Here is an 18,850-nt window from a genome sequence, read left to right on the forward strand (position 1 = left end):
GAAAATCAGGCGAGGCGCACGTGTTTATTCTGCGCGCCCCGCCCGTGCGGAAACCGCCTTATCAAATGCTCCGAAGCTGTACTTGCCGAAGCTTTCGCTTCGGAACTCGAGTTCTTCTACTTAGAACAGGAAGCGGACAGCAGCCCGAAGATCGTATTCGGTGTAGCCGTCGCCGAAGACGCCGCCGGCATCCACAGCATAGACCACTTGCGCGCCTTCCCCCTTGAAGCCGAAGCGCGCAACCGCCCCTTCCCCGGCCACATCCTCGGGATCGAGGGTGAACGCCTGGCCGCCGGCGAAGCGCGCGGTCGTAGCCCCCGGATCGCCTGACAGCTTGGCCCGCCAGCCGAGCTTCAGCTCCGGACCCCAGGTGAACTCGTTTCCAAAGCGAGCGCCCAGCGCCAGCAGCGCCTCTCCGGTCAGCAGGTCGCCCTTGCGCTCGTCCACGGCGAGGTCATAGCCCGCGCCGCCGCCGGTCTCCTGGTAGGCGTCTTCGTCCAGGCGCAGGTAGTTCACCGACAGCTCCGGACGCGCATAGACGCGCCCAAGGGACGCCTCGTAGGCCAGGCCCGCGTGCAGGTCGGCCAGCCAGCCGGTCCAGTCCGCGTTGGCGCTGGCGTTGGCCAGGTCGGAGGAGACCTTTCGCTCGCTCTTCAGCTTCACATAGCCCAAGCCGGCGCGGGCGTTGGCGGTCAGGCCGCCCCAGGTCGCCCGCCAGTAAACCCCGCCTTCCGCGAAGTTCATGGTGACGCGTTCGCCGGGCGCCGCGCCCACGTCGTTGTAGTCGGTGGTCACCAGGCTGCCGGTCAGGCCGATCGCGTTGAACTGGCCCACGGCCTCGGCGCCCACCGCCAGGCCGAAGCCCTGGGATTCGAAGCCTTGCGCCTGGTCGCGATCCTGCTCGATGCGGAACAGGATCTCCTGCGCCCACACTGCGCCGCCGAATTCGGTGCTGCGCGCGATCGGCTGGGCGACCGCCTGGGAGATGGCCGAGGAGATCGCATTGGCCGAGGCCAGCGCCCCGCCGGAGTGGTCCGGCAGCAGCTGGTCATAAACGCCTTGGAACCCTGCCTGGGTGGTCTGGGCGAGAATGGCGTCTTCCAGGGCCGCGTTGTCGTCCAGAGCCTGGAACACGGCCGAATAGGCCTGCGCGCCGGACCGGTTCAGGCCCAGTTCCGCCGCCGTCTTAGGCCGCAGGTCCAGGGTCAGGCTGTTGTTCTGCGCCTTCAGCGTGCCGGCGTAGAGGTACGGCGCGCCGGCGAGACTGACGTCGGCCGCCGATTGCAGGGTCCCGGCGCGGATGATCTCGAAGGAGCGGGTTTCCTTGAGCAGGGAGGTGAGGTTCACCGCCACCTTGGAGCCGCTGGCCAGGCTGGCCGCACCCGACACGTTCAGCTGGGTGCTGGCGTTCTGGGAGGGATCCACCGACACGGCGAGCACACCCTTGGAGCCGAGGCTGAGGCTGCTCATCTGAACCGCCGAGACGCCGCCGACCGCCAGCGATCCGTTGCGAACGTCAACGCTGAGCTGTCCGTCGCTGTCGCTGATCCGGCCGGCTACCGCCGCCGCGCCGTCGACGATGAGGACGTCGGCGCCGTCGCCGAACGTCATGTCCCCCACCAGCGCGCCACCCAGCACCTCCAGGCGGTCCGCCCCTCGCCCCAACGCCACCCGGCCGCTGATGGCCGGCGCCGCCGCGCCGGTCACCGTCGAAGCCGTCTGGCGAACCGTGACGCCGGTCGTGTTGGCGGAAAGGTCCAGGGCGACCATGTCCCCGACCGCCGTTGTTCCGGCCTTGGCCGCACTGGCGGCGCGGATCACGCCCGTGTTCTCCACCAAGGTGAGCGAGCCCGACGCATCCACCACGGCCGCGGCGCGCTGCGCCCCTTCGGTGGCCGCCTCGATCACCCCCGAGTTGCGCAGCGCGGGGACTACGGAACCCGCGTTGATCTGCAGCGCCGTCGCACCGCCTGAGGAGGCGTCGCCGCCATAGGCCACCGCCCGGATGCTGCCGCCTCGGTTGTTGATCCCGCCCACCACGGTCGTGGGGCCGCCGACCGCCTGACCAATGCGGATTGCGGTGGCGGACAGGCCGTCGTTGACGCCGTTGGCGACCACCGTCCCGCGGCTCACCAGACCATAGGCGTTTTCACCCGTTCCGACCGCGCCGATGGTGGAGCCGCCGATGCCGCCAAGCTCCAGGGCCGGGCTGGAGCCGTAGGAGCTGATCGCCGCCGAGCCTTCGCTGGCGTCGGCGATGCCGTCGTCGTCCTCGTCCGTGTCGTTCGGATCCGCGTCCGCCGGGCGCACGTCCAGCAGCACGCCTCGGCCCACGTCGCCGCTGATCCGAACCGCGGGACCCGCGATCTTGAGGTCGTCCGCGTCGTACTTGGCTCGCACCGCGTCGGTCGCCCGGTCCGTGGTCCGGAACCCTGTGGCGGTGATAACGCTCTGCAGCTGCACCGTTCCGCCGACGTCCTGGAGCGAGACGGCGCGAGCGCCCTCGCCGGTCACCGCCACGCCGCCCAGGATGCGGACGTCGCCGGTGACATCGCCGGCCACGATGCCGCTCGAACGGTCGCCGATCACCTGCACCGTCCCAGCGCTCACCAGGTTGCCGGTCAGGGTAGGATCGATGCGGATGCCGGCGGAGTCGTTGCCTTCGATCTGGATCGAGCCGCCGGCCTCGTTGCGCACATCGCCGGTGAAGGTCGCTGGCCCTTCGACGCGAATGCCCCATCGCGAGGAGCCCTGGGCGAACGGGCCGTCGAAGTCGCCGTCCTTGTCGGCGTCCTCGGGCGTGAAGTCCTCCAGCAGGCTGATAGCCCCGGCGTTCACCACCGAGCCGGAGCGACCGGTCTCCACCAGCACGCCCGTGGCGTTGCTGACGTTGTTGAAGCTGATGGTCCCGTTATTCCGGACCGCGTGGTTCGAGTTGACCGTGACCGCAGCCCCGGACGCCGTCGGGCGGATCGACCCGGCGGCCTCGATGGTGATCGCATCGGGCTGGCCGTTGGCCGCCGTGGCCGTGCTCACCGGCGCCGTCAGGGCCGTGGTGATCTTGGTTTCGGCTTGGGCCGACACTGCATAGGCGAGCGGCAGCACCGCCGCCGTCACGAACAGACGCTTCATTCTGCTGGAACCCCTTGGAGGCGCGTACTCGCGCCCGACGCCCACCCGAGCTAAAATCCCCGCGTGACGAGCCCGACTAAGTCGGATAGAAACGCGTTACATAAAAACTGTAGTCGGCTCGTGGCGGCGCTTCAAGCGGTTTCCAGGGGCCCTTCGGCCAGTAAGGACCAGCGATGCCTAGACCGGCGGCGGACCCCGCAAAGACGGCCCAGACCAAGCTGTTGCGCCAACAGGCCGGCCGCTGGCTCAAGCAGGCGCGGGAGAGCGCGGGTCTCACCCAAGCGGAACTCGCCGATCGCGTCGGGCTGCGCTATTACACCTTCGTCAGTCAGGTGGAGAGCGGCCTGGGGCGGCTGCCGATCGAAACCCAGCGTGCGTGGGCCGAGGCGCTTGGCCAGGATCCGCGAGAATTCGCCCAGACATTGTTGCGTTACTACGAGCCGGAGCTGTACCGGCTGCTGTTTTCCGACGACGCGGCTCAGACGGCCGCGCAAGCCTAGGGATCTTCGACCGCTCGATGGGGGACATCCTACCCTTCGTGGCCAAGGTGCGCTCCAGCGGCGACTGGACGCCGGGCGAGCGCGCGCGCCTCGAGGAGCTGGCTGAGCGGTTCGCAGACATGGCCGACGGCGTCGAGGTCGTCTTCGGCGCCACGGACGAGGGCGATCCCTGGTGCGTGGTCAAGGACTTCCAGGACGAGATCCTGGTCCACGTGGCGCGCATCGGCGGCAAGTTCGTCATCCACTACGCCCTGGACGACGCCCTTTCCGAAGGGGCGGACCTCCCCACCCTGCTGGCCGAACGGCTGGCCTGGGAAGAGGACGACGAGTTCGAACGCGAGAGCGTGGTGGTGCCGTTCAGCCGGCGCGCGCAGTCGCTGCTGGCCCTGATCATCGCCACCGCCTTCTTCTACGAGACTGCCCATCTCGGTCGGGACGAGGAGGCGGAGCCGGCGTCCGGGCGTGACGTGTTCGGCGACGATGCGGGCGCCTTCCTGTTCGGCCATTCGCCCGACCTGTTCGAGAGCTCCGCCTCCCACTTCGGGACCAAGGCCGCCGGCCTGCTCGGCGTGGGCGCGGCCATCGCCTGGCCCTCCCGCAGCTTCGCCGCCAGCTCGGTGGAAGATCCCGCACCGGTCGCCGGCCCGGCCGCTGGCTGGTCGCCGGGCGGCCCTGACCACGGTTTCGACACCCCGCTCGCCGATCCGGCCCTGCTGCAGCCGACGCATGGCGCGGAAGAGGCCCGCCCCGCCGCGCTAGTAATGGCCGAATTCGAGCCGTCGCAGGCGACCGCCAGCTGGCGCAGCGCCACCGATCCGCAAGGCCCGTCCATCAGCCAGAACCCCACGGACACCGGACCCGGCGTCGAAAGCCTCGCCGGCGGTGGGGGCGGCGCGCGCCAGATGCTGACGGAGGGCGGCGCGGGCGCGGATCGCCTCGACCTTTCGCCGCGCAGCGTGGCTGCGGGCGGCGCGGGCGGCGACGAGTTCGTGGCGCGCAAGCAGGAAGACGCCGGACCCGGCAGCCTGATGGGCGTGATCGCCGACTTCCGCCCGGAGGAGGGCGACCGCCTGGTCAACGCCTTCGGGATGAAGGTCCAAGTTCTGGGCGAGAACGCCACCTCCACCACCCTGACCGCGGTTCCAGGCGTGCTGCTGACCTCGGGCAAGCCGTCAGGCGGACCCATGGTGGTGAACGGACGCCAAGTGGACGTCGATGTGGACTTCGATGGCAAGGTCGACGGCTTCGTGGTGCTGGTGAACTACACCGGCCGCTCGCTGATCACCGCCAAGGCGGACGAGCTCCCGCAGGCCATACCCCACGAGGCGGCGGAGAGCGTCAACGTGCTCGCCGGCCACACCCTGGACCACTACGACCTCTGACGCCGGGCGTCAGAGGGACTTCAGCACCCCTTCGACCATCTTCTTGGCGTCTCCGAACAGCATCATGGTGTTGTCGCGGAAGAACAGCTCGTTCTCGACGCCCGCGTAGCCCGAGCCCATGCCGCGCTTGATGAACAGCACGGTGCGGGCCTTCTCCACATCCAGGATCGGCATGCCGAAAATGGGCGAGGCGGGATCGGTCTTGGCCGCCGGGTTGGTGACATCGTTGGCGCCGATCACGAAGGCGACGTCCGCCACCGCGAACTCGGCGTTGATGTCCTCCAGCTCGAACACCTCGTCGTAAGGCACGTTGGCCTCGGCCAGCAGGACGTTCATGTGCCCCGGCATGCGCCCCGCCACGGGGTGGATCGCGTACTTCACGTCGACGCCTTCGGCCTTCAGCTGGTCGGCCATCTCGCGCAGGGCGTGCTGGGCCTGAGCCACCGCCATGCCGTAGCCGGGGACGATGATCACCTTGGAGGCGTTCTTCATGATGAAGGCCGCGTCGTCCGCCGAGCCCTGCTTCACCGGCCGGGTCTCGACCTTGCCGCCGCCGGCCGGGCCTGCGCCTTCGTCCGCGCCAAAGCCGCCCAGGATCACCGAGACGAAGCTACGGTTCATCCCCTTGCACATGATGTAGCTGAGGATCGCCCCGGACGATCCCACCAGCGCCCCGGTGATGATCAGGGTGATGTTCTCCAGCGTGAAGCCCAGGGCCGCCGCCGCCCAGCCCGAGTAGCTGTTCAGCATGGAGACCACGACGGGCATGTCCGCCCCGCCGATCGGGATGATCAGCGTGACGCCGATCAGCAGGCTGAGCGCAAAAATCGCCCAGAAGGCCCACAGCGCCGTGCCGCCGCTCATCACCAGCACCACCACCAGCGCCACGATGGCCACGGCGATGACGATGTTCAGCAGGTGCCGGGCGGGCAGCAGGATCGGCGCGCCGCTCATATTGCCGTTCAGCTTCGCAAAGGCGATCACCGAGCCGGTGAAGGTGATGGCCCCGATGGCTAGGCCCAGCGACAGCTCGATCAAAGAGTTGAGGTGCACGCCCTCAGGACCTGCGATGCCATAGGCCTCCGGCGTGTGGATCGCCGCCACCGCCACAAGGCAGGCCGCCATGCCCACCAAGCTGTGGAAGGCCGCCACCAACTGCGGCATGGAGGTCATGGCCACGCGCTTGGCGATAAGCGCGCCCACCGCGCCGCCGACCGCAACGCCGGCCACGATCAGTCCAACCGTCAGGGCGTCCAGCCGCCCCTCGCCCCAAAGCGTCGCCAGCGCCGTGCCGACGGCGATGGCCATGCCGATCATGCCGTTGCGGTTGCCGGACTGGCTGGTGGCCGGCGAGGACAGGCCCCGCAGCGCCAGAATGAACAGCACCCCGGAAACGAGGTACAGGACGGCGGCCAGGTTGGCGTTCATGGATTGGCGCTCCCCCCGAGTTCGCGCGTGCCGGGCGCGAAGAGCTTCGTGATGCGTCGAACGGCGACGGCCCAAACGAGAGCCAGCAGCGCAAGGTGGAAGAGTTCGGCCCCTTCGAAGGCGTGCCGCCGCACCCACAGGTTCGACAGCACCAAAGCCGTATAGGTCAGCAGAAGGGCGCTCAGGCCCGCCGCGCCCAGGCGCCCGCCCCAGGGCTCCGGCAACTTGTGCTTCAGCCAGCCGGGCAGGATCAGGAACACGAGAAGCCCCCCGACCGCACCAGCCGCGATCGCCAGCGCCCCGAGCAGCACGCCCGGGCTCACTTGGGCCGGTCCTTCTTCTTGTACATGGCCAGCATGCGCTGGGTGACCAGGAAGCCGCCGAAGATGTTCACTGCTGCAAAGCCGGCGGCCACGGCGCCCGCGCCTTTCGAGATCAGCACGTTGCGCGTCAGTTCCCCGTCCGCCCCGCTGGCCGCCGCGGCCAGCAGCGCGCCCACGATGATCACCGAGGAAATGGCGTTGGTCACCGCCATCAGCGGCGTGTGCAGGGCCGGCGTCACGCTCCAGACCACGTAGTAGCCGACGAAGATCGCCAGCACGAAGATGGCCAGGCGGAAGACCGTGGGATCGACAGCGTCCATGTCTCGAGCTCCGATCAGGCTTTGAGCGACGGGTGCACGACGGCCCCGCCATGGGTGACCAGGGCCGCCTTGAGGATCTCGTCCTCCAGGTCTGGCGCGAACTGGCCCTCCTTGTTCATCAACAGGGTGGCGAAGGCGGTGAGGTTGCGGGCGTAGAGCGCCGAAGCGTCGGCGGCCACGCGGCCCGGGAGGTTGGGATAGCCGACGATCTTGACGCCGGCGGTGTCGAACACCTCGCCAACGCGCGAGCCCTCGACGTTGCCGCCTTGCTCCACCGCCAGGTCCACGAGCACCGAGCCGGGTTTCATGGAGGCCACCTGGTCAGCGCTGACCAGCCGGGGCGCCGGCCGGCCGGGGATCAGCGCCGTGGTGATCACGATGTCCTGCTTGCGGATGTGATCGGAGACCAGCGCGGCCTGCTTGGCCTTGTACTCGGCGCTCATCTCCTTGGCGTAGCCCGCGGCGGTCTCCGCCTGCTTGAACTCCTCGTCCTCCACCGCGACGAATTTCGCGCCCAGGCTCTCGACCTGCTCCTTGGCGGCCGGCCGCACGTCGGTGGCGGTGACCACGGCGCCCAGCCGGCGGGCGGTGGCGATGGCCTGCAGCCCGGCCACGCCTGCCCCCATCACGAAGACCTTGGCCGCGGCGATGGTGCCGGCGGCGGTCATCATCATCGGCAGCGCCTTGCCGTACGCCTGCGCGGCCTCGATCACCGCCCGGTAGCCGGCAAGATTGGCTTGCGAGGACAAGGCGTCCATCACCTGCGCCCGGGTGATCCGCGGCACGAACTCCATGGCGAAGGCGCTGACGCCCTTGGTCGCCAGAGCATCAAGGACCACCCGGTCCTGGTGCGGGTTCAGCAGGCCCACCACCAGTGCGCCGGGCTTCAGCGCAGCGATCTCCTCGTCCGCGGGGGCGCGCACCTTGAACGCCACATCGGCGGCGGCAAGCGCCTCCTGCGCAGACGCCGCCACGCTCGCGCCGGCCGCCTCGTAGTCCGCATCGGGACAGGCGGCGGCCAAGCCCGCGCCGCGTTCGACAACAACGGAAAAGCCGGCTGCGATCAGCTTCTTGACGGTCTCGGGGACGGCGGCGACGCGGGTCTCTCCGGCGCGGCGCTCCTGGGTCACGGCGATGACCGGCATGCCTTCAGCTCCCCCCTGATCGTTGTTATCCGGACCTTAGGCGGACGCTTTCTCCACCACCAAGCAGAAAAATATCGTCGTGATCCGGTTTGGGCGATCTATGACACCGGTGTCATACGGCAGCAAGCCATTTCGCACGCCGGGATTTCACCTCGCGACGTGCGATGCAGCCTGGAAGCTTAGTGGACGGACTTCTTGGTGCGCAGGAAGAAGAAGCCGATCACCGTGAACGCGCCCGCGCCGACGACCGCGCCCAGGAAGCCGCTGTCGGTGCAGAACCACAGGGTCAGCATGAGCACGAGGGCGGCGACCGCCAGCGAGCCCCACTTCGTCAGGCCCATCATGACGTTGTAGGTCGCAACCTGCTCGTCGATTTCCATGTCGCCGCGGTGATAGTCGGAAGCCTGCTCGGCCATGGGTCGGGACGCTCTCAATAAAAGTCCGGTGGGCGCGTGCTACACGAGACAGCCGCGCTGCTCAAGCCGCCGTGGCCGGCCACGCCGTCAGCAGGGTGCGTAACGCAGAAACCAGCGCCAGGGGCTGGTCGACCATCACATGATGATAGGCGTCGGGCAGCACGATTTCCGGCAGGCTGGTGGGAAAGGCCATCAGCTTGCCGTCCCGACGCCGCTGCAGCAGCGCGCTGTGCTCCCCGGCGATGTGCGCCATCGGCGGCAGCGGCCGGGCGAAGTCCTCCGGCGTCGGGCGCATGGTGGTGCGATCGAGCTTGGCCCACAGCCTGGGATCGAACCGCCAGGTCCACCCCTCGCTTCCGTCCGCCCGCTCCACCTGCCTCAGGGAGCGCCGGGCGATGAAGTCAGCCACATAAAGGTTCTCGGTGGGCTGCAGCGGCATCAGCCGGAAACGCGCCAGGGCGGCCTCGAAGCTTGGATAGGTCTTGGCTTCCCGGTCCGGCGCTTCGCGGCTGGCCGCCTCGCCGCGCTCCACCTGCTCCGGCGGCGCGCCAAAGCCGGTGTCGATCAGGATGCCGGCTTTCAGCTGCTCGGGCGCCCGCATGCCGGTGAAGAACACCTGCGCGCCGCCGAACGAGTGGCCGATGTAGATCGGCTTGCCGCCGTCGGCGTAGAGCCCCGTGGCCTGCGCCACGGCTTCGAAGTCGGAGGCGAAATCCGGAAACCGGTAGGTTTCGCGCCAGTCGGAAAGGCCCATCCCGGCAAGGGACACGGCCGCGATCCGATAGTCCTGTGCGAAGAACGGCGCGATGAAGCTCCACCAATCGGCGTGGGCGCTGGCGCCGTGAATGAACAGCAGGCCCGGCTTGCCCACCTCGCCCCAGGTCAGCACCTCAAGGCTCGCGCCCAGGTTCTCGACGAAGCTCCGTTCAGGCTCGACGGCGATGGCGTCGCGAAACCAGCGCGGGGCCGGCGGCTCGGCGCCTTTCAGCGCGGCCAGGGGCGCCACATGCTCCGGCGGCGGATCTTTCCGCACCCGTTCCGCCTGCGCCTGCTCGGCCATCTGCACACCCGCTCGCTACACTCCGCGGAGTGACTAACAAGCGTTTGAATGACCGCCAAGCGGCTTCAGCGCGGGCGGCGCGGAGGTCCAGACCGTTGACGTTGCGGCGCCTTTGCCGGCGCCGGCGGCTTCAGCAGGGCCGCGCGCTCCTCGCCCGTCAGCACCCGCCAGCGTCCTTCCGGCAGATCCCCCAGGGGGAGCGGCCCGATGCGGATGCGGAACAGGTCCCGCACGTGCAGGCCGACCATCTCGCACATCCGGCGGATCTGCCGCTTGCGCCCTTCGGTGAGCACGAAGCGCAGCTCCTGCACCCCGACGACCGTGACATCCGCGCGCCGCAGCTGCCGGCCGTCCAGCTTCAGCCCGAAGCGCAACAGCTGCAGGCTCCGCGCGGTGATCTCTCCCGTCACCCGAACGAGGTATTCCTTGTCGAGCTCGGACTCCGGCCCGATCACCGCCTTGGCCAGCACCCCGTCGTTGGACAGCAGCAGCAGCCCGCGAGAGTCCATGTCCAGCCGGCCGAGCGGCGGCAGGCTGGTGTCGGCGTCGGGGATGAACGGGCTGTCGCCCACCAGCCGCTCGGCGGTCAGCAGCTCGGACGCCTGCGGCTGGCCTGGCTCGGGGTGGGCCGACACGAACCCGACCGGCTTGTGGATCACCACCGTCAGGCTCGACTGCAGCGCCTCTTCGGCCGCGTCCGTCAGGACCAGGGTCTGCCCCGGCTCGATCTTGCGCCCGACGTCGGCGACCACCTCCCCGTCGATGGACACCAGCCCGCGGGCGATCAGATCCTCGGCCTCCCGGCGCGAGCACACTCCGTTCTGCGCCAGCCAGCGGTTCACGCGCTGGGGCTCGGCTTCGTCGTAGCGGCGGGTCCAGGCCATGGGCGGCTCTGTAGAGGGCGCGGGCCGGATGTGCCATAGCCGGTGCGTGGAACAGTTCGACGTGGTGGTGATCGGCGCGGGCGCGGCAGGCATGATGGCGGCCGCCGAAGCCGGAAAGCGCGGCCGGCGCGTGTTGGTGCTCGACCACGCCAAGGCGCCCGGAGAGAAGATCCGCATATCCGGCGGCGGGCGCTGCAACTTCACCAACGTGAACACGGCGCCCCCGAACTTCCTGTCGCAGAATCCCGGCTTCGCCATCTCGGCCCTCCGCCGCTACCGGCCGGCCAATTTCATCGCGCTCGTCGATCGATACGGTATCGCCTGGCACGAGAAGACGCTGGGGCAGCTCTTCTGCGACGGGCCGGCGACCCAGATCGTTCAGATGCTGCTGCGCGAGATGGAACAGGGCGGGGTGAAGCTGCGCCTCTCCACCCCCGTCGATCGCATCGACAAGGCCGAGACCGGTTTTCGACTCTCCGCCGGCGGCTCCAACATCGCCTGCGAAAGCCTGATTGTCGCCACCGGCGGCAAGTCGATCCCGAAGATGGGCGCGACGGGCTTCGGCTACGATGTCGCCCGCCAATTCGGCCTGACCGTCACCGAGACCCGTCCCGCCCTCGTGCCGCTGACCTTCGAGGTCGGCCTGCTGGAGCGGCTCAAGCCGCTGGCCGGCGTGGCGGTCGATGCGCGGGTGGCCAGCGGCAAGACCCGCTTTTCCGAGGCGATGCTGTTCACTCATCGCGGCCTCAGCGGCCCGGCGATCCTGCAGATCTCCTCCTACTGGCGCGAAGGCGGCGAGATCGAGGTCAACATGTCGCCCGGCCAGGACCTATTCGAAGCGCTTCGCCAGGCGCGAACCGCCACCCCGAAGCGGGCGGTGAACACCGTGCTCTCGCAGTTCGTGCCGCAGCGCCTGGCTCAGCTGGTCGTCGAGCAGGAGGGCGTGCGCGGCAACATCGCCGACGCCTCCGACAAGCTGCTGCGCCGCATCGCGGCGGCCCTGAACGCCTGGCGCGTGAAGCCGGTCGGGTCGGAAGGCTACCGCACCGCAGAAGTCACCTTAGGCGGCGTCGACACCACCCAGCTGGACAGCCGCACCCTGGCGGCCAAGTCTGTGCCCGGCCTCTTCTTCATCGGCGAGGTGGTGGACGTCACCGGCTGGCTTGGCGGCTACAATTTCCAGTGGGCCTGGGCCAGCGGCTGGTGCGCCGGCCAGGCCGCCTGACAACGAGAAAAAGGGGAAGCGTCCGTGTACGGAATGAAGAAGCTGATTGCGGGTCTGGCGGCCCTCGCCGCCGCCGCGTTCGCCCTGCCCGCCAGCGCCACCGACGTGGCGATCACCTTCGACGACCTGGGCGCCCACAGCGCCCTGCCGCCGGGCGTCACGCGGGTGCAGGTCGCCGCGGATATCATCGCCGCGCTCAAGGCCGCCGGCGCGCCGCAGGTCTATGGCTTCATCAACGCCGTGCAGAACGAGCGCGAGCCCGCCTCCGCGCCAGTGCTGGACATGTGGCGCAAGGCCGGCTTCCCGCTGGCCAACCACACCTTCACCCACATGAGCCTGAACCAGAACCCGCTGGCGGACTGGCAGGCCGACTTCATCAAGAACGAGCCGGAGCTCCAGAAGCACATGGCCGGGGCCGACTGGCGCTGGGTCCGCTTTCCGTTCCTGCACGAGGGCGACACGCCGCAAAAGCGCACGCAGGTCCGCGAGTGGCTTGCCGGGCGCAACTACAAGATCGCCAGCGTCACACTCGACTTCTCAGACTGGGCCTACAACGAGACCTATGCCCGCTGCATGGCGAAGAAGGACGAGACCGCCGTGGCCCGCATGGAAGCCATGTGGCTGAAGGGCGCTGCTGACAGCCTGGCCTATGAGCGCGCCTTGTCGAAGGCGGTGTTCGGGCGCGAGGTCCCCATGGTGCTGCTGATGCACATCGGGGCGTTCGACGCGCGAATGATGCCCCGGCTGTTGGATCTCTACCGCCGCGAAGGCGTGCGGCTCGCCACACTGGACGAGGTGGAGCGGGACCCGTTCTACGCAGCCGACTACAAGCCGGCGGCCACGCCCGCCCCGCTCACTTTCGAGAACGCCGCCAAGGCCAAGGGCGTCCCCGTTCCGCTGAAGACCTGGAGCATCGCGGAACTGGAGACGCTCTGCCGCTAGGGCCTCAGACGAGCGCCTCGAACTCGTCGACCAGGCGCTCCATCTGCTTCATGCCCGCGGCCCAGAAGGCCTTCTCCCGCGGGTTCAGACCGAAGGGCGCCAGGGCTTCGACATAGGTCTTGGTACCGCCGGCCGCGAGCAGCTCTTCGTAAAGCGGCGCAAAGCCTTCAGGGTCCTCGCGCCGCTTCTCCATCAGCGCCCGCACCAGCAGGTCGCCAAACGCGTAGGCGTAGACGTAGAACGGCGCGTGCACGAAGTGGCTGACGTAGGCCCAGTAGTGCTCATAGCCCTCGTTCAGCACCACCGCCGGACCTAGGCTTTCGCCCATCACCTCCAGCCACAGGCCGCCGATCTCCTCCGGCGCCAGCTCGCCTTCCTGGCGCGCGTCGTGGAAGCGCCGTTCGAACCGGTGGAAGGCGATCTGCCGGACCACCGTGTTCAGCCCGTCCTCGATCTTGCCGGCCAGCAGGCTGCGCTTCTCGGCCGGCGAGGCCTTGGCCAGCAGCTGCTCGAACACCAGCCCCTCGCCGAAGATCGAGGCGGTCTCGGCCAGCGTCAGCGGCGTGTCGGCCAGCAGGGTGCCCAGCGGTGCGCAAAGAGTCTGGTGGACCGCATGCCCCAGCTCGTGCGCCAGGGTCAGCACATCCCGCCGCTCGCCCATGTAGTTCATGAAGACGTACGGGTGCCGGTTGGCCGCCACCGGGTGCGAATAAGCGCCCGACTGCTTGCCCGGCCGCGGCCGCGCGTCGATCCAGGGCTGGGCGAAGAAGGTCTGGGCGGTGTCGGCGAACTTGGGCGCCAGCGCCTGGAAGCTGCCCAGCACCATCTCACGCGCCTCGTCCCAGCCGTAGGTCTTGGGCTGGCTGGTCACCAGCGGCGCGTTGCGATCCCAGTGGTTCAGCACCGGCAGGCCCATCGCCTTGGCCTTCAGCCGATAGTAGCGGTGGCTGACGGCCTCGTAGGACTCCACCACCGCCGCTTCCAGCGCCTCCACGGCGTCCGCGTCCACCTCGTTGGCCAGGTGGCGCGAGGCGGCGGGGTCGGGATAGCTGCGCCAGCGGTCCTCCACCTGCTTTTCGAACGCCAGGGTGTTGAGGCACAGCGCCAGGATGTTTTCCCGCTGCGCCAGCGCCTCGGCCAGCCCTTCGGCCGCTTCCTGCCGGCGCGTCTGGTCCGGGTCCGACAGTCGGTTCAGGGTCTCGGACAGCGTGAGGTAGTCGTCGCCAACCTGAGCGGTCAGGGTCGCCAGGGTCTCGTCGAACAGCCGGCTCCAGTTGGCCACCGCAGGTCCCCGGTCGATCAGCAGGCGCTCCAGCTCGGGCGACAGCTCGTGCGGCCGGCTCAGGCGCACCCGCCGGATCCACGGCCGCCAGCGGGCGACGGACTCGCTTGCCGCCAGGGCCGCCTCTATCTCGGCGTCCTCCAGCTGGTTGATCTCCAGGGTGAAGAAGAGGCTTTCCGCCGCGATCTGCGAGGCCCGCGTGCGCAGGTCCGCCTCGAACTTCGCCCACGCCGGGTCGTCCCGCGCCACCGAGGCCGCCAGCGACGCATAGGCGCCCGCGCCGTACAGCAGCTCCGTCACCTGCTCATAAAGGCCGATGCCCTGGTCCAGCAGGGCGGCGAGCTTGCCCGCATCGCCCCGCGCCGCCAGCAGCTCGCCCTCCAGCCCGCACAGCTGTCGGTTCACCTGCGCCGCCTGCTTCAGGTCCGCCTCGATGCGGGGATCGCTGCGATCTGCATAAAGGTCGTCGAGACGCCACTCGGGCAGGCTGTCGGTCTTGAAGGGTGCGTTCATGGGCCGGGATATAGGCCACAAGATCGCAGGGCGTTAGATGCTCCCCCTCAGGGGGAGCTGTCGCGAAGCGACTGAGGGGGTTCCACCAGCCGACTCTGCGGCTGGAACCCCCTCCGGCCCTCCGGGCCACCTCCCCTTGAAGGGGAAGAGCGGGCGACTCTCAAACCTTCTGCGTCGCCAGCAGCAGCGACGTCTCCGTCGACGCAATGCCTTCGATGGTTCGTATCCCATCCAGTGTGGCGCTGAACTCGGCGAGGTCCCCCGTCACCAGCTCGACCACCAGATCCCAGCGCCCGTTGGTGGTGTGGATCTTGTCCACCTGCGGAAAGCCCTTCAGCGCCTTGATCACCGCCGCGGAGCGCTCGCCTTCGATGGCGATGCTCATGATCGCCCGCACCCGCTGCGCCTCCAGCTCGGGTCGCGTGCGGACCGTGAAGCCTTGGATCACCCCCCGCGCCACCATCCGCTCGATGCGGTTCTGCACCGTCCCGCGCGAGACCTTCAGCTTCGCCGCCAGCCCGGACGCCGGCTCACGCGAGTCGGCCCGCAGCAGGGCCAAAAGTTTGCGGTCGAGATCGTCCATCGGATCGCCAGTCCAGCTTAGCAGATCGCCAGAGTTTCTGACGAAGCGTAGCACTCTGACCGCTATCCGCTAGCGCCGCCGCGCGTGATCCTCTTCGGCACAGGCTGTTTTCAGGAGAGAGACACCATGGATGGTCGGCCCCAGTTCCTGATGACCGATCCGGCGCATTTCGACATCTGCTACCAGATCAATCCGTGGATGAGGCCCGCCGACTGGGATGCCGATCGGGCGGCCTGCCAGCAGCGCGCCGTCGCCGCCTCTCGAGCCCTGAAGAGCGCGCTTCGCGTGGCCGGCGCGCAGGTGGAGACGATCGAGGGCGTCCGCGGCCTGCCGGACCTGGTCTTCCCCGCCAACGCCGCCGTAGTGCTCGACGGCAAGGTGCTGGTGGCGAGCTTCCGCTACCCCGAGCGGCAGGGCGAGGAGGCGGTGTTCCGCTCCGCTTTCATGCAGCTGAAGTCGCGCGGCCTTGTGCGCGAGGTGGTCAACCTGCCCGAGGGCGTCATCCAGGAAGGCGCCGGCGACTGCATCTGGGACGCTGACCGGCGCCTGTTCTGGGCGGCCCACGGCCCTCGCTCCAGCCACAGCTCTATCGCGGTCATCCGCAAGACCTTCGGCCAGGAGGTCGTGCCGCTGGAGCTCGCCTCCGACCGCTTCTACCACCTGGACACCTGTTTCTGCCCGCTGGCCGGCGGCAAGCTGCTGTTCTTCCCCGAGGCTTTCACCCCCGCCGCCCTGGCGGAGATCTACGCCCGCGTCCCCGCCGCCCAGCGCATCGTCGCTACCGCCGAAGAGGCCGCCGCCTTCTGCGTCAACGCGGTGAACCTCGACGCCAAGGTCATCATGGCCCGCGCGCCCGAAACCCTGCGCCGCAAGCTGCAGTCCCGCGGCTACAGCCTGGTGGAGGTGGACCTCGACCCGTTCATCCTGTCGGGCGGCGCCGCCTACTGCATGACCCTGCGCCTCGACCGGACCAGCCAGCCCTCCTCCGCGTTCCTCGCCGCCGAATAGGAGCTCCGGTCATGAACGACATCTCGCTTCACCGCTCCCCCGCCGACCACCTGATCGCCCTGGAAGCGCTCTATGGGGCCAAGAACTACAAGCCGCTGGACGTCGTCCTGACGCGGGGCGAGGGCGTCTGGGTCTGGGACGTGGACGGCCGGCGCTACATGGACTGCCTGTCCGCCTATTCCGCCGTGAACCAGGGCCACTGCCACCCCAAGATCCTGCAGGCCATGACCGAGCAGGCCTCTCGCCTGACGCTCACCTCGCGCGCCTTTCGCAACGACCAGCTGCCCCTGCTCTACGAGGAGCTTTGCGCCCTGACCGGCTCGCACAAGATGCTGCCGATGAACTCCGGGGCGGAAGCCGTGGAGACCGCGCTCAAGGTCGCCCGAAAGTGGGGATACGAGGTCAAGGGCGTGCCGGACGGCCAGGCCGAGATCATCGTGGCGTCCGAGAATTTCCACGGCCGCACCGTGGCCATTGTCGGCTTTTCCACCGACCCCGCCTCCCGGGGCGGCTTCGGCCCCTTCGCGCCCGGCTTCAAGGTCGTGCCCTATGGCGACACAGAGGCGCTGGAAGCTGCCATCGGCCCCAACACCGTGGCCGTCCTGCTGGAGCCGATCCAGGGCGAGGCGGGCGTGATCATCCCGCCAGCCGGCTACCTCAAACGCGCTCGCGAGCTCTGCACCCGTGAGAACGTCATCCTGATCCTGGACGAGATCCAGACGGGCCTTGGCCGCACCGGCAAGCTGCTGGCCGAGGAGCACGAAGGGATCGAGGCGGACCTCACGTTGATCGGCAAGGCGCTGTCCGGCGGCTTCTATCCGGTCTCCGCCGTCCTATCGAACTCGGAGGTGATGAGCGTCCTGCACCCCGGCGAGCACGGCTCCACCTTCGGCGGCAATCCTCTGGCCTGCGCGGTGGCCCGGGCCGCCCTGCGCGTGCTCACGGAGGAGGGCCTGATCGACAACGCCGCCCGCGTGGGCGCGCGTCTGAAGGCCAACTTGTCAGCCATCGACGCCGCTAGCGTGAAGGAGGTCCGCGGCCGCGGCCTGATGCTCGCCGTCGAGCTGCACCGGGACGCCGGCGGCGCCCGCCGGGTCTGCGAGGACCTCCAGCGCCGCGGCTTGCTGGCCAAGGAGACGCACGAGCACACCATCCGGATCGCGCCGCCGCTGATCCTTGACGACTCGCAGGCCGACTGGATCGCCGAGCAGTTCGCGGCCGCCCTGCCCTAAGGTCCCGCGTGCTCGGCGCACACCTGAAAGGCCGGCCCGCGCCGGCCTTTCTTTTTTCCTGGCGCCTTTTTCAGGGCTTCTGCGTTTGGCGTGGCTCAATCCCAGCCTACATTCGAGGGCGAAGGGTGAAGCTCACGAGGCGCGCCATGATGCGATGTCGACTTTTGAAAGGCCGAGTACGGCTCTGACACGCTCCGCGGCGTCATCAGGATGTCGCGCGCCTCCTTCAAGAAGCGGCCCGTGAGCCGCTCGACGCCTCACCCCAAGATTCCTGGAGCTCGTCATGGCTCTCCCGATATCCGTTGTCCCGGCCGGTGAAGGCTGGGCCGTTCGCTCACCTGCCTTCGAGAACGACATGTTCTTCCAGGGCGGGGCCAAGGCCGAAACGACTGCCCGGCGGCTGGCCGACCAGTACGCCCGCGCGGGGATTGCGGCCGAAGTCAGCGTCTTTCTGCGCAACGGCGCTTTGGCCGGCAGCTTCCGCCACCCGGCCATGGCTCTCGAGCTGACCGCCGCCTGAGCGCACCTGCGGCGGCTTCGCCGTGAACTGACTTTTGATTGAAGGGTTTCACCGGGCGACACGTGACCCGAGTGAGACCCTTCAGATGCTGAAATCCGCCTCCAGAGCCGCCGCGCTGCTTGCTGCGAGCGCCCTGGCGTGCGCCGCTGGGACTGCCTCTGCCGAGCCGGTCAAGGTTGGCGAGCAGACCGGCTTGGGCCTGACCGGCCCCAAGGTGCCGGACACCCTGAAGAAGGCCAAGGAAGACCCGTACCGCCCGCCCGCCGATCCTCACTGCGAGAGCGTGCCCAAGGAGCTCGCCGCCCTGGACGAGGTGCTGGGTCCCGACGCCGACGCACCGGAGGAAAAGGAGCCGGCGATCCAGCCGGGCAAGATCATCGGCGGAGTGGTGCGGGGCATGATCCCCCACCGCGGCGTGGTCCGCTTCGTGACCGGGGCCGACAAGAAGGAAGACGAGCTGAAGGACGCCGCCATGGCCGGCTATGCCCGGCGCGGTTACCTGAAGGGCCTGTCCAAGACCCTGGTCTGCAACCCTCCGGGCCCGCCGGCCGCTGACGCGGCCCTGCAGCAGACCTCCAACGTTTCGACCACCGCCCCGGCGGTGGAGCCGCCCGCGCCCTTGAGCGTGCCGCCGGCCGACGCCGCCGCCCCGTTGGAGCCCGCGCCTGCGCCGGCCCCGGCCCTGCAGGCTGCGGAAGCCGCGCCCCCGCCGCCGCCCCCGGCCCCAAGCGTGCCGATGGTCACCGAAGCCGCCGCCGAACCTGCGCCTGCGCCGCTGGCTGTTCCGCCCGTGGAAGAGGCGTCCGGCCAGACCACCGACGTGGCGTTCAGCGCCTCTGGTCTGGACCCGGCGCGTTAACCCCCGACTCAGGACTCCGAAACCCCGCCTTTACCCGATCCCTGTATCAATTCGGGTCACAAGGGAGCCCCGTCCATGAGGCGCGGCCCGGTTATG

At 69.0% G+C, this 18,850-nt stretch carries 18 protein-coding genes; 8 read left to right on the forward strand and 10 right to left on the reverse strand.

Translation table 11 applies throughout. The features are described from left to right. Positions 1-120: 120 nt before the first annotated feature. Complete coding sequence (locus DJ018_RS03145) at positions 121-3,132, reverse strand: autotransporter outer membrane beta-barrel domain-containing protein (RefSeq protein ID WP_111513428.1); 3,012 nt, start codon at positions 3,130-3,132, stop codon at positions 121-123. A 173-nt stretch (positions 3,133-3,305) separates the two neighbouring features. On the opposite strand from DJ018_RS03145, the gene DJ018_RS03150 reads away from it, so the two are divergent. Together DJ018_RS03150 and DJ018_RS03155 are read left to right on the forward strand one after the other, a co-directional pair. After that, complete coding sequence (locus tag DJ018_RS03150) at positions 3,306-3,632, forward strand: helix-turn-helix domain-containing protein (protein WP_111513429.1); 327 nt, start codon at positions 3,306-3,308, stop codon at positions 3,630-3,632. 17 nt (positions 3,633-3,649) lie between these two features. After that, the gene (locus tag DJ018_RS03155) at positions 3,650-5,014 is read left to right on the forward strand and encodes a hypothetical protein (protein WP_111513430.1); all 1,365 of its coding nucleotides are present in this window, start codon (positions 3,650-3,652) and stop codon (positions 5,012-5,014) included. Positions 5,015-5,023: 9 nt separating this feature from the next. Here DJ018_RS03155 and DJ018_RS03160 read toward each other — a convergent pair whose 3' ends face one another. From DJ018_RS03160 to DJ018_RS03190, 7 genes are all read right to left on the reverse strand, one after another. Then, complete coding sequence (locus DJ018_RS03160) at positions 5,024-6,442, reverse strand: NAD(P)(+) transhydrogenase (Re/Si-specific) subunit beta (protein ID WP_111513431.1); 1,419 nt, start codon at positions 6,440-6,442, stop codon at positions 5,024-5,026. Beyond that, a complete protein-coding gene (locus DJ018_RS03165; protein WP_111513432.1) occupies positions 6,439-6,765 on the reverse strand; it encodes a hypothetical protein in 327 nt (108 codons plus the stop codon). Before DJ018_RS03165 ends, DJ018_RS03160 begins: the two co-directional genes overlap by 4 nt. Next, positions 6,762-7,085, reverse strand: coding sequence for a proton-translocating transhydrogenase family protein (locus tag DJ018_RS03170; protein ID WP_111513433.1), 324 nt, complete (start codon positions 7,083-7,085; stop codon positions 6,762-6,764). The genes DJ018_RS03165 and DJ018_RS03170 overlap by 4 nt, the downstream gene beginning before the upstream one ends. A gap of 14 nt (positions 7,086-7,099) precedes the next feature. Further along, on the reverse strand, positions 7,100-8,230 hold the full coding sequence (locus tag DJ018_RS03175; RefSeq protein ID WP_111513434.1) for a Re/Si-specific NAD(P)(+) transhydrogenase subunit alpha: 1,131 nt from the start codon (positions 8,228-8,230) through the stop codon (positions 7,100-7,102). A gap of 179 nt (positions 8,231-8,409) precedes the next feature. Beyond that, the gene (locus DJ018_RS03180) at positions 8,410-8,646 is read right to left on the reverse strand and encodes an aa3-type cytochrome c oxidase subunit IV (RefSeq protein ID WP_111513435.1); all 237 of its coding nucleotides are present in this window, start codon (positions 8,644-8,646) and stop codon (positions 8,410-8,412) included. Positions 8,647-8,707: 61 nt separating this feature from the next. Continuing rightward, positions 8,708-9,706 carry an alpha/beta fold hydrolase gene (locus DJ018_RS03185; RefSeq protein WP_111513436.1) on the reverse strand — a complete coding sequence of 333 codons (999 nt, stop codon included), beginning with the start codon at positions 9,704-9,706 and terminating at the stop codon, positions 8,708-8,710. 65 nt (positions 9,707-9,771) lie between these two features. Further along, the gene (locus tag DJ018_RS03190; RefSeq protein ID WP_111513437.1) at positions 9,772-10,590 is read right to left on the reverse strand and encodes a pseudouridine synthase; all 819 of its coding nucleotides are present in this window, start codon (positions 10,588-10,590) and stop codon (positions 9,772-9,774) included. A 46-nt stretch (positions 10,591-10,636) separates the two neighbouring features. On the opposite strand from DJ018_RS03190, the gene DJ018_RS03195 reads away from it, so the two are divergent. After that, entirely contained in the window at positions 10,637-11,815 is a 1,179-nt protein-coding gene (locus DJ018_RS03195) for a BaiN/RdsA family NAD(P)/FAD-dependent oxidoreductase (protein WP_111513438.1), read from the forward strand. Positions 11,816-11,848: 33 nt separating this feature from the next. Further along, positions 11,849-12,757: a polysaccharide deacetylase family protein gene (locus tag DJ018_RS03200; RefSeq protein ID WP_111513439.1), complete on the forward strand. Its 909-nt coding sequence runs from the start codon at positions 11,849-11,851 to the stop codon at positions 12,755-12,757. A 4-nt stretch (positions 12,758-12,761) separates the two neighbouring features. On the opposite strand, the gene DJ018_RS03205 is transcribed toward DJ018_RS03200, so the two are convergent. Both DJ018_RS03205 and DJ018_RS03210 read right to left on the reverse strand, forming a co-directional pair. Beyond that, positions 12,762-14,552, reverse strand: a complete 1,791-nt coding sequence (locus DJ018_RS03205) for a M3 family oligoendopeptidase (protein ID WP_111513440.1) — start codon at positions 14,550-14,552, stop codon at positions 12,762-12,764. A gap of 160 nt (positions 14,553-14,712) precedes the next feature. Then, positions 14,713-15,135, reverse strand: a complete 423-nt coding sequence (locus DJ018_RS03210; RefSeq protein WP_111513441.1) for an Lrp/AsnC family transcriptional regulator — start codon at positions 15,133-15,135, stop codon at positions 14,713-14,715. A gap of 126 nt (positions 15,136-15,261) precedes the next feature. Between DJ018_RS03210 and DJ018_RS03215 the strand changes: the two genes are divergently transcribed. From DJ018_RS03215 to DJ018_RS03230, 4 genes are all read left to right on the forward strand, one after another. Then, positions 15,262-16,143, forward strand: coding sequence for a dimethylarginine dimethylaminohydrolase family protein (locus DJ018_RS03215; protein WP_111513442.1), 882 nt, complete (start codon positions 15,262-15,264; stop codon positions 16,141-16,143). Positions 16,144-16,154: 11 nt separating this feature from the next. Further along, a complete protein-coding gene (gene rocD / locus DJ018_RS03220) occupies positions 16,155-17,375 on the forward strand; it encodes an ornithine--oxo-acid transaminase (RefSeq protein ID WP_111513443.1) in 1,221 nt (406 codons plus the stop codon). Positions 17,376-17,658: 283 nt separating this feature from the next. Next, positions 17,659-17,895, forward strand: a complete 237-nt coding sequence (locus tag DJ018_RS03225) for a hypothetical protein (RefSeq protein ID WP_111513444.1) — start codon at positions 17,659-17,661, stop codon at positions 17,893-17,895. A gap of 85 nt (positions 17,896-17,980) precedes the next feature. After that, positions 17,981-18,754: a hypothetical protein gene (locus DJ018_RS03230; RefSeq protein ID WP_111513445.1), complete on the forward strand. Its 774-nt coding sequence runs from the start codon at positions 17,981-17,983 to the stop codon at positions 18,752-18,754. The last annotated feature ends 96 nt before the right edge of the window (positions 18,755-18,850 follow it).

This window comes from Phenylobacterium deserti, assembly GCF_003254705.1.
In the GTDB taxonomy this organism is placed as follows: domain Bacteria; phylum Pseudomonadota; class Alphaproteobacteria; order Caulobacterales; family Caulobacteraceae; genus Phenylobacterium; species Phenylobacterium deserti.

What these genes read in the sequence shown, in the direction of transcription:
- DJ018_RS03190 (WP_111513437.1), bottom strand. Translation starts at nt 10,590, where the DNA reads ATGGCCTGGACCCGCCGCTACGACGAAGCCGAGCCCCAGCGCGTGAAC.
- rocD (WP_111513443.1), top strand. Translation starts at nt 16,155, where the DNA reads ATGAACGACATCTCGCTTCACCGCTCCCCCGCCGACCACCTGATCGCC.
- DJ018_RS03200 (WP_111513439.1), top strand. Translation starts at nt 11,849, where the DNA reads ATGAAGAAGCTGATTGCGGGTCTGGCGGCCCTCGCCGCCGCCGCGTTC.
- DJ018_RS03180 (WP_111513435.1), bottom strand. Translation starts at nt 8,646, where the DNA reads ATGGCCGAGCAGGCTTCCGACTATCACCGCGGCGACATGGAAATCGAC.
- DJ018_RS03230 (WP_111513445.1), top strand. Translation starts at nt 17,981, where the DNA reads ATGCTGAAATCCGCCTCCAGAGCCGCCGCGCTGCTTGCTGCGAGCGCC.
- DJ018_RS03225 (WP_111513444.1), top strand. Translation starts at nt 17,659, where the DNA reads ATGGCTCTCCCGATATCCGTTGTCCCGGCCGGTGAAGGCTGGGCCGTT.
- DJ018_RS03160 (WP_111513431.1), bottom strand. Translation starts at nt 6,442, where the DNA reads ATGAACGCCAACCTGGCCGCCGTCCTGTACCTCGTTTCCGGGGTGCTG.
- DJ018_RS03150 (WP_111513429.1), top strand. Translation starts at nt 3,306, where the DNA reads ATGCCTAGACCGGCGGCGGACCCCGCAAAGACGGCCCAGACCAAGCTG.
- DJ018_RS03155 (WP_111513430.1), top strand. Translation starts at nt 3,650, where the DNA reads ATGGGGGACATCCTACCCTTCGTGGCCAAGGTGCGCTCCAGCGGCGAC.
- DJ018_RS03145 (WP_111513428.1), bottom strand. Translation starts at nt 3,132, where the DNA reads ATGAAGCGTCTGTTCGTGACGGCGGCGGTGCTGCCGCTCGCCTATGCA.
- DJ018_RS03215 (WP_111513442.1), top strand. Translation starts at nt 15,262, where the DNA reads ATGGATGGTCGGCCCCAGTTCCTGATGACCGATCCGGCGCATTTCGAC.
- DJ018_RS03175 (WP_111513434.1), bottom strand. Translation starts at nt 8,230, where the DNA reads ATGCCGGTCATCGCCGTGACCCAGGAGCGCCGCGCCGGAGAGACCCGC.
- DJ018_RS03185 (WP_111513436.1), bottom strand. Translation starts at nt 9,706, where the DNA reads ATGGCCGAGCAGGCGCAGGCGGAACGGGTGCGGAAAGATCCGCCGCCG.
- DJ018_RS03210 (WP_111513441.1), bottom strand. Translation starts at nt 15,135, where the DNA reads ATGGACGATCTCGACCGCAAACTTTTGGCCCTGCTGCGGGCCGACTCG.
- DJ018_RS03170 (WP_111513433.1), bottom strand. Translation starts at nt 7,085, where the DNA reads ATGGACGCTGTCGATCCCACGGTCTTCCGCCTGGCCATCTTCGTGCTG.
- DJ018_RS03205 (WP_111513440.1), bottom strand. Translation starts at nt 14,552, where the DNA reads ATGAACGCACCCTTCAAGACCGACAGCCTGCCCGAGTGGCGTCTCGAC.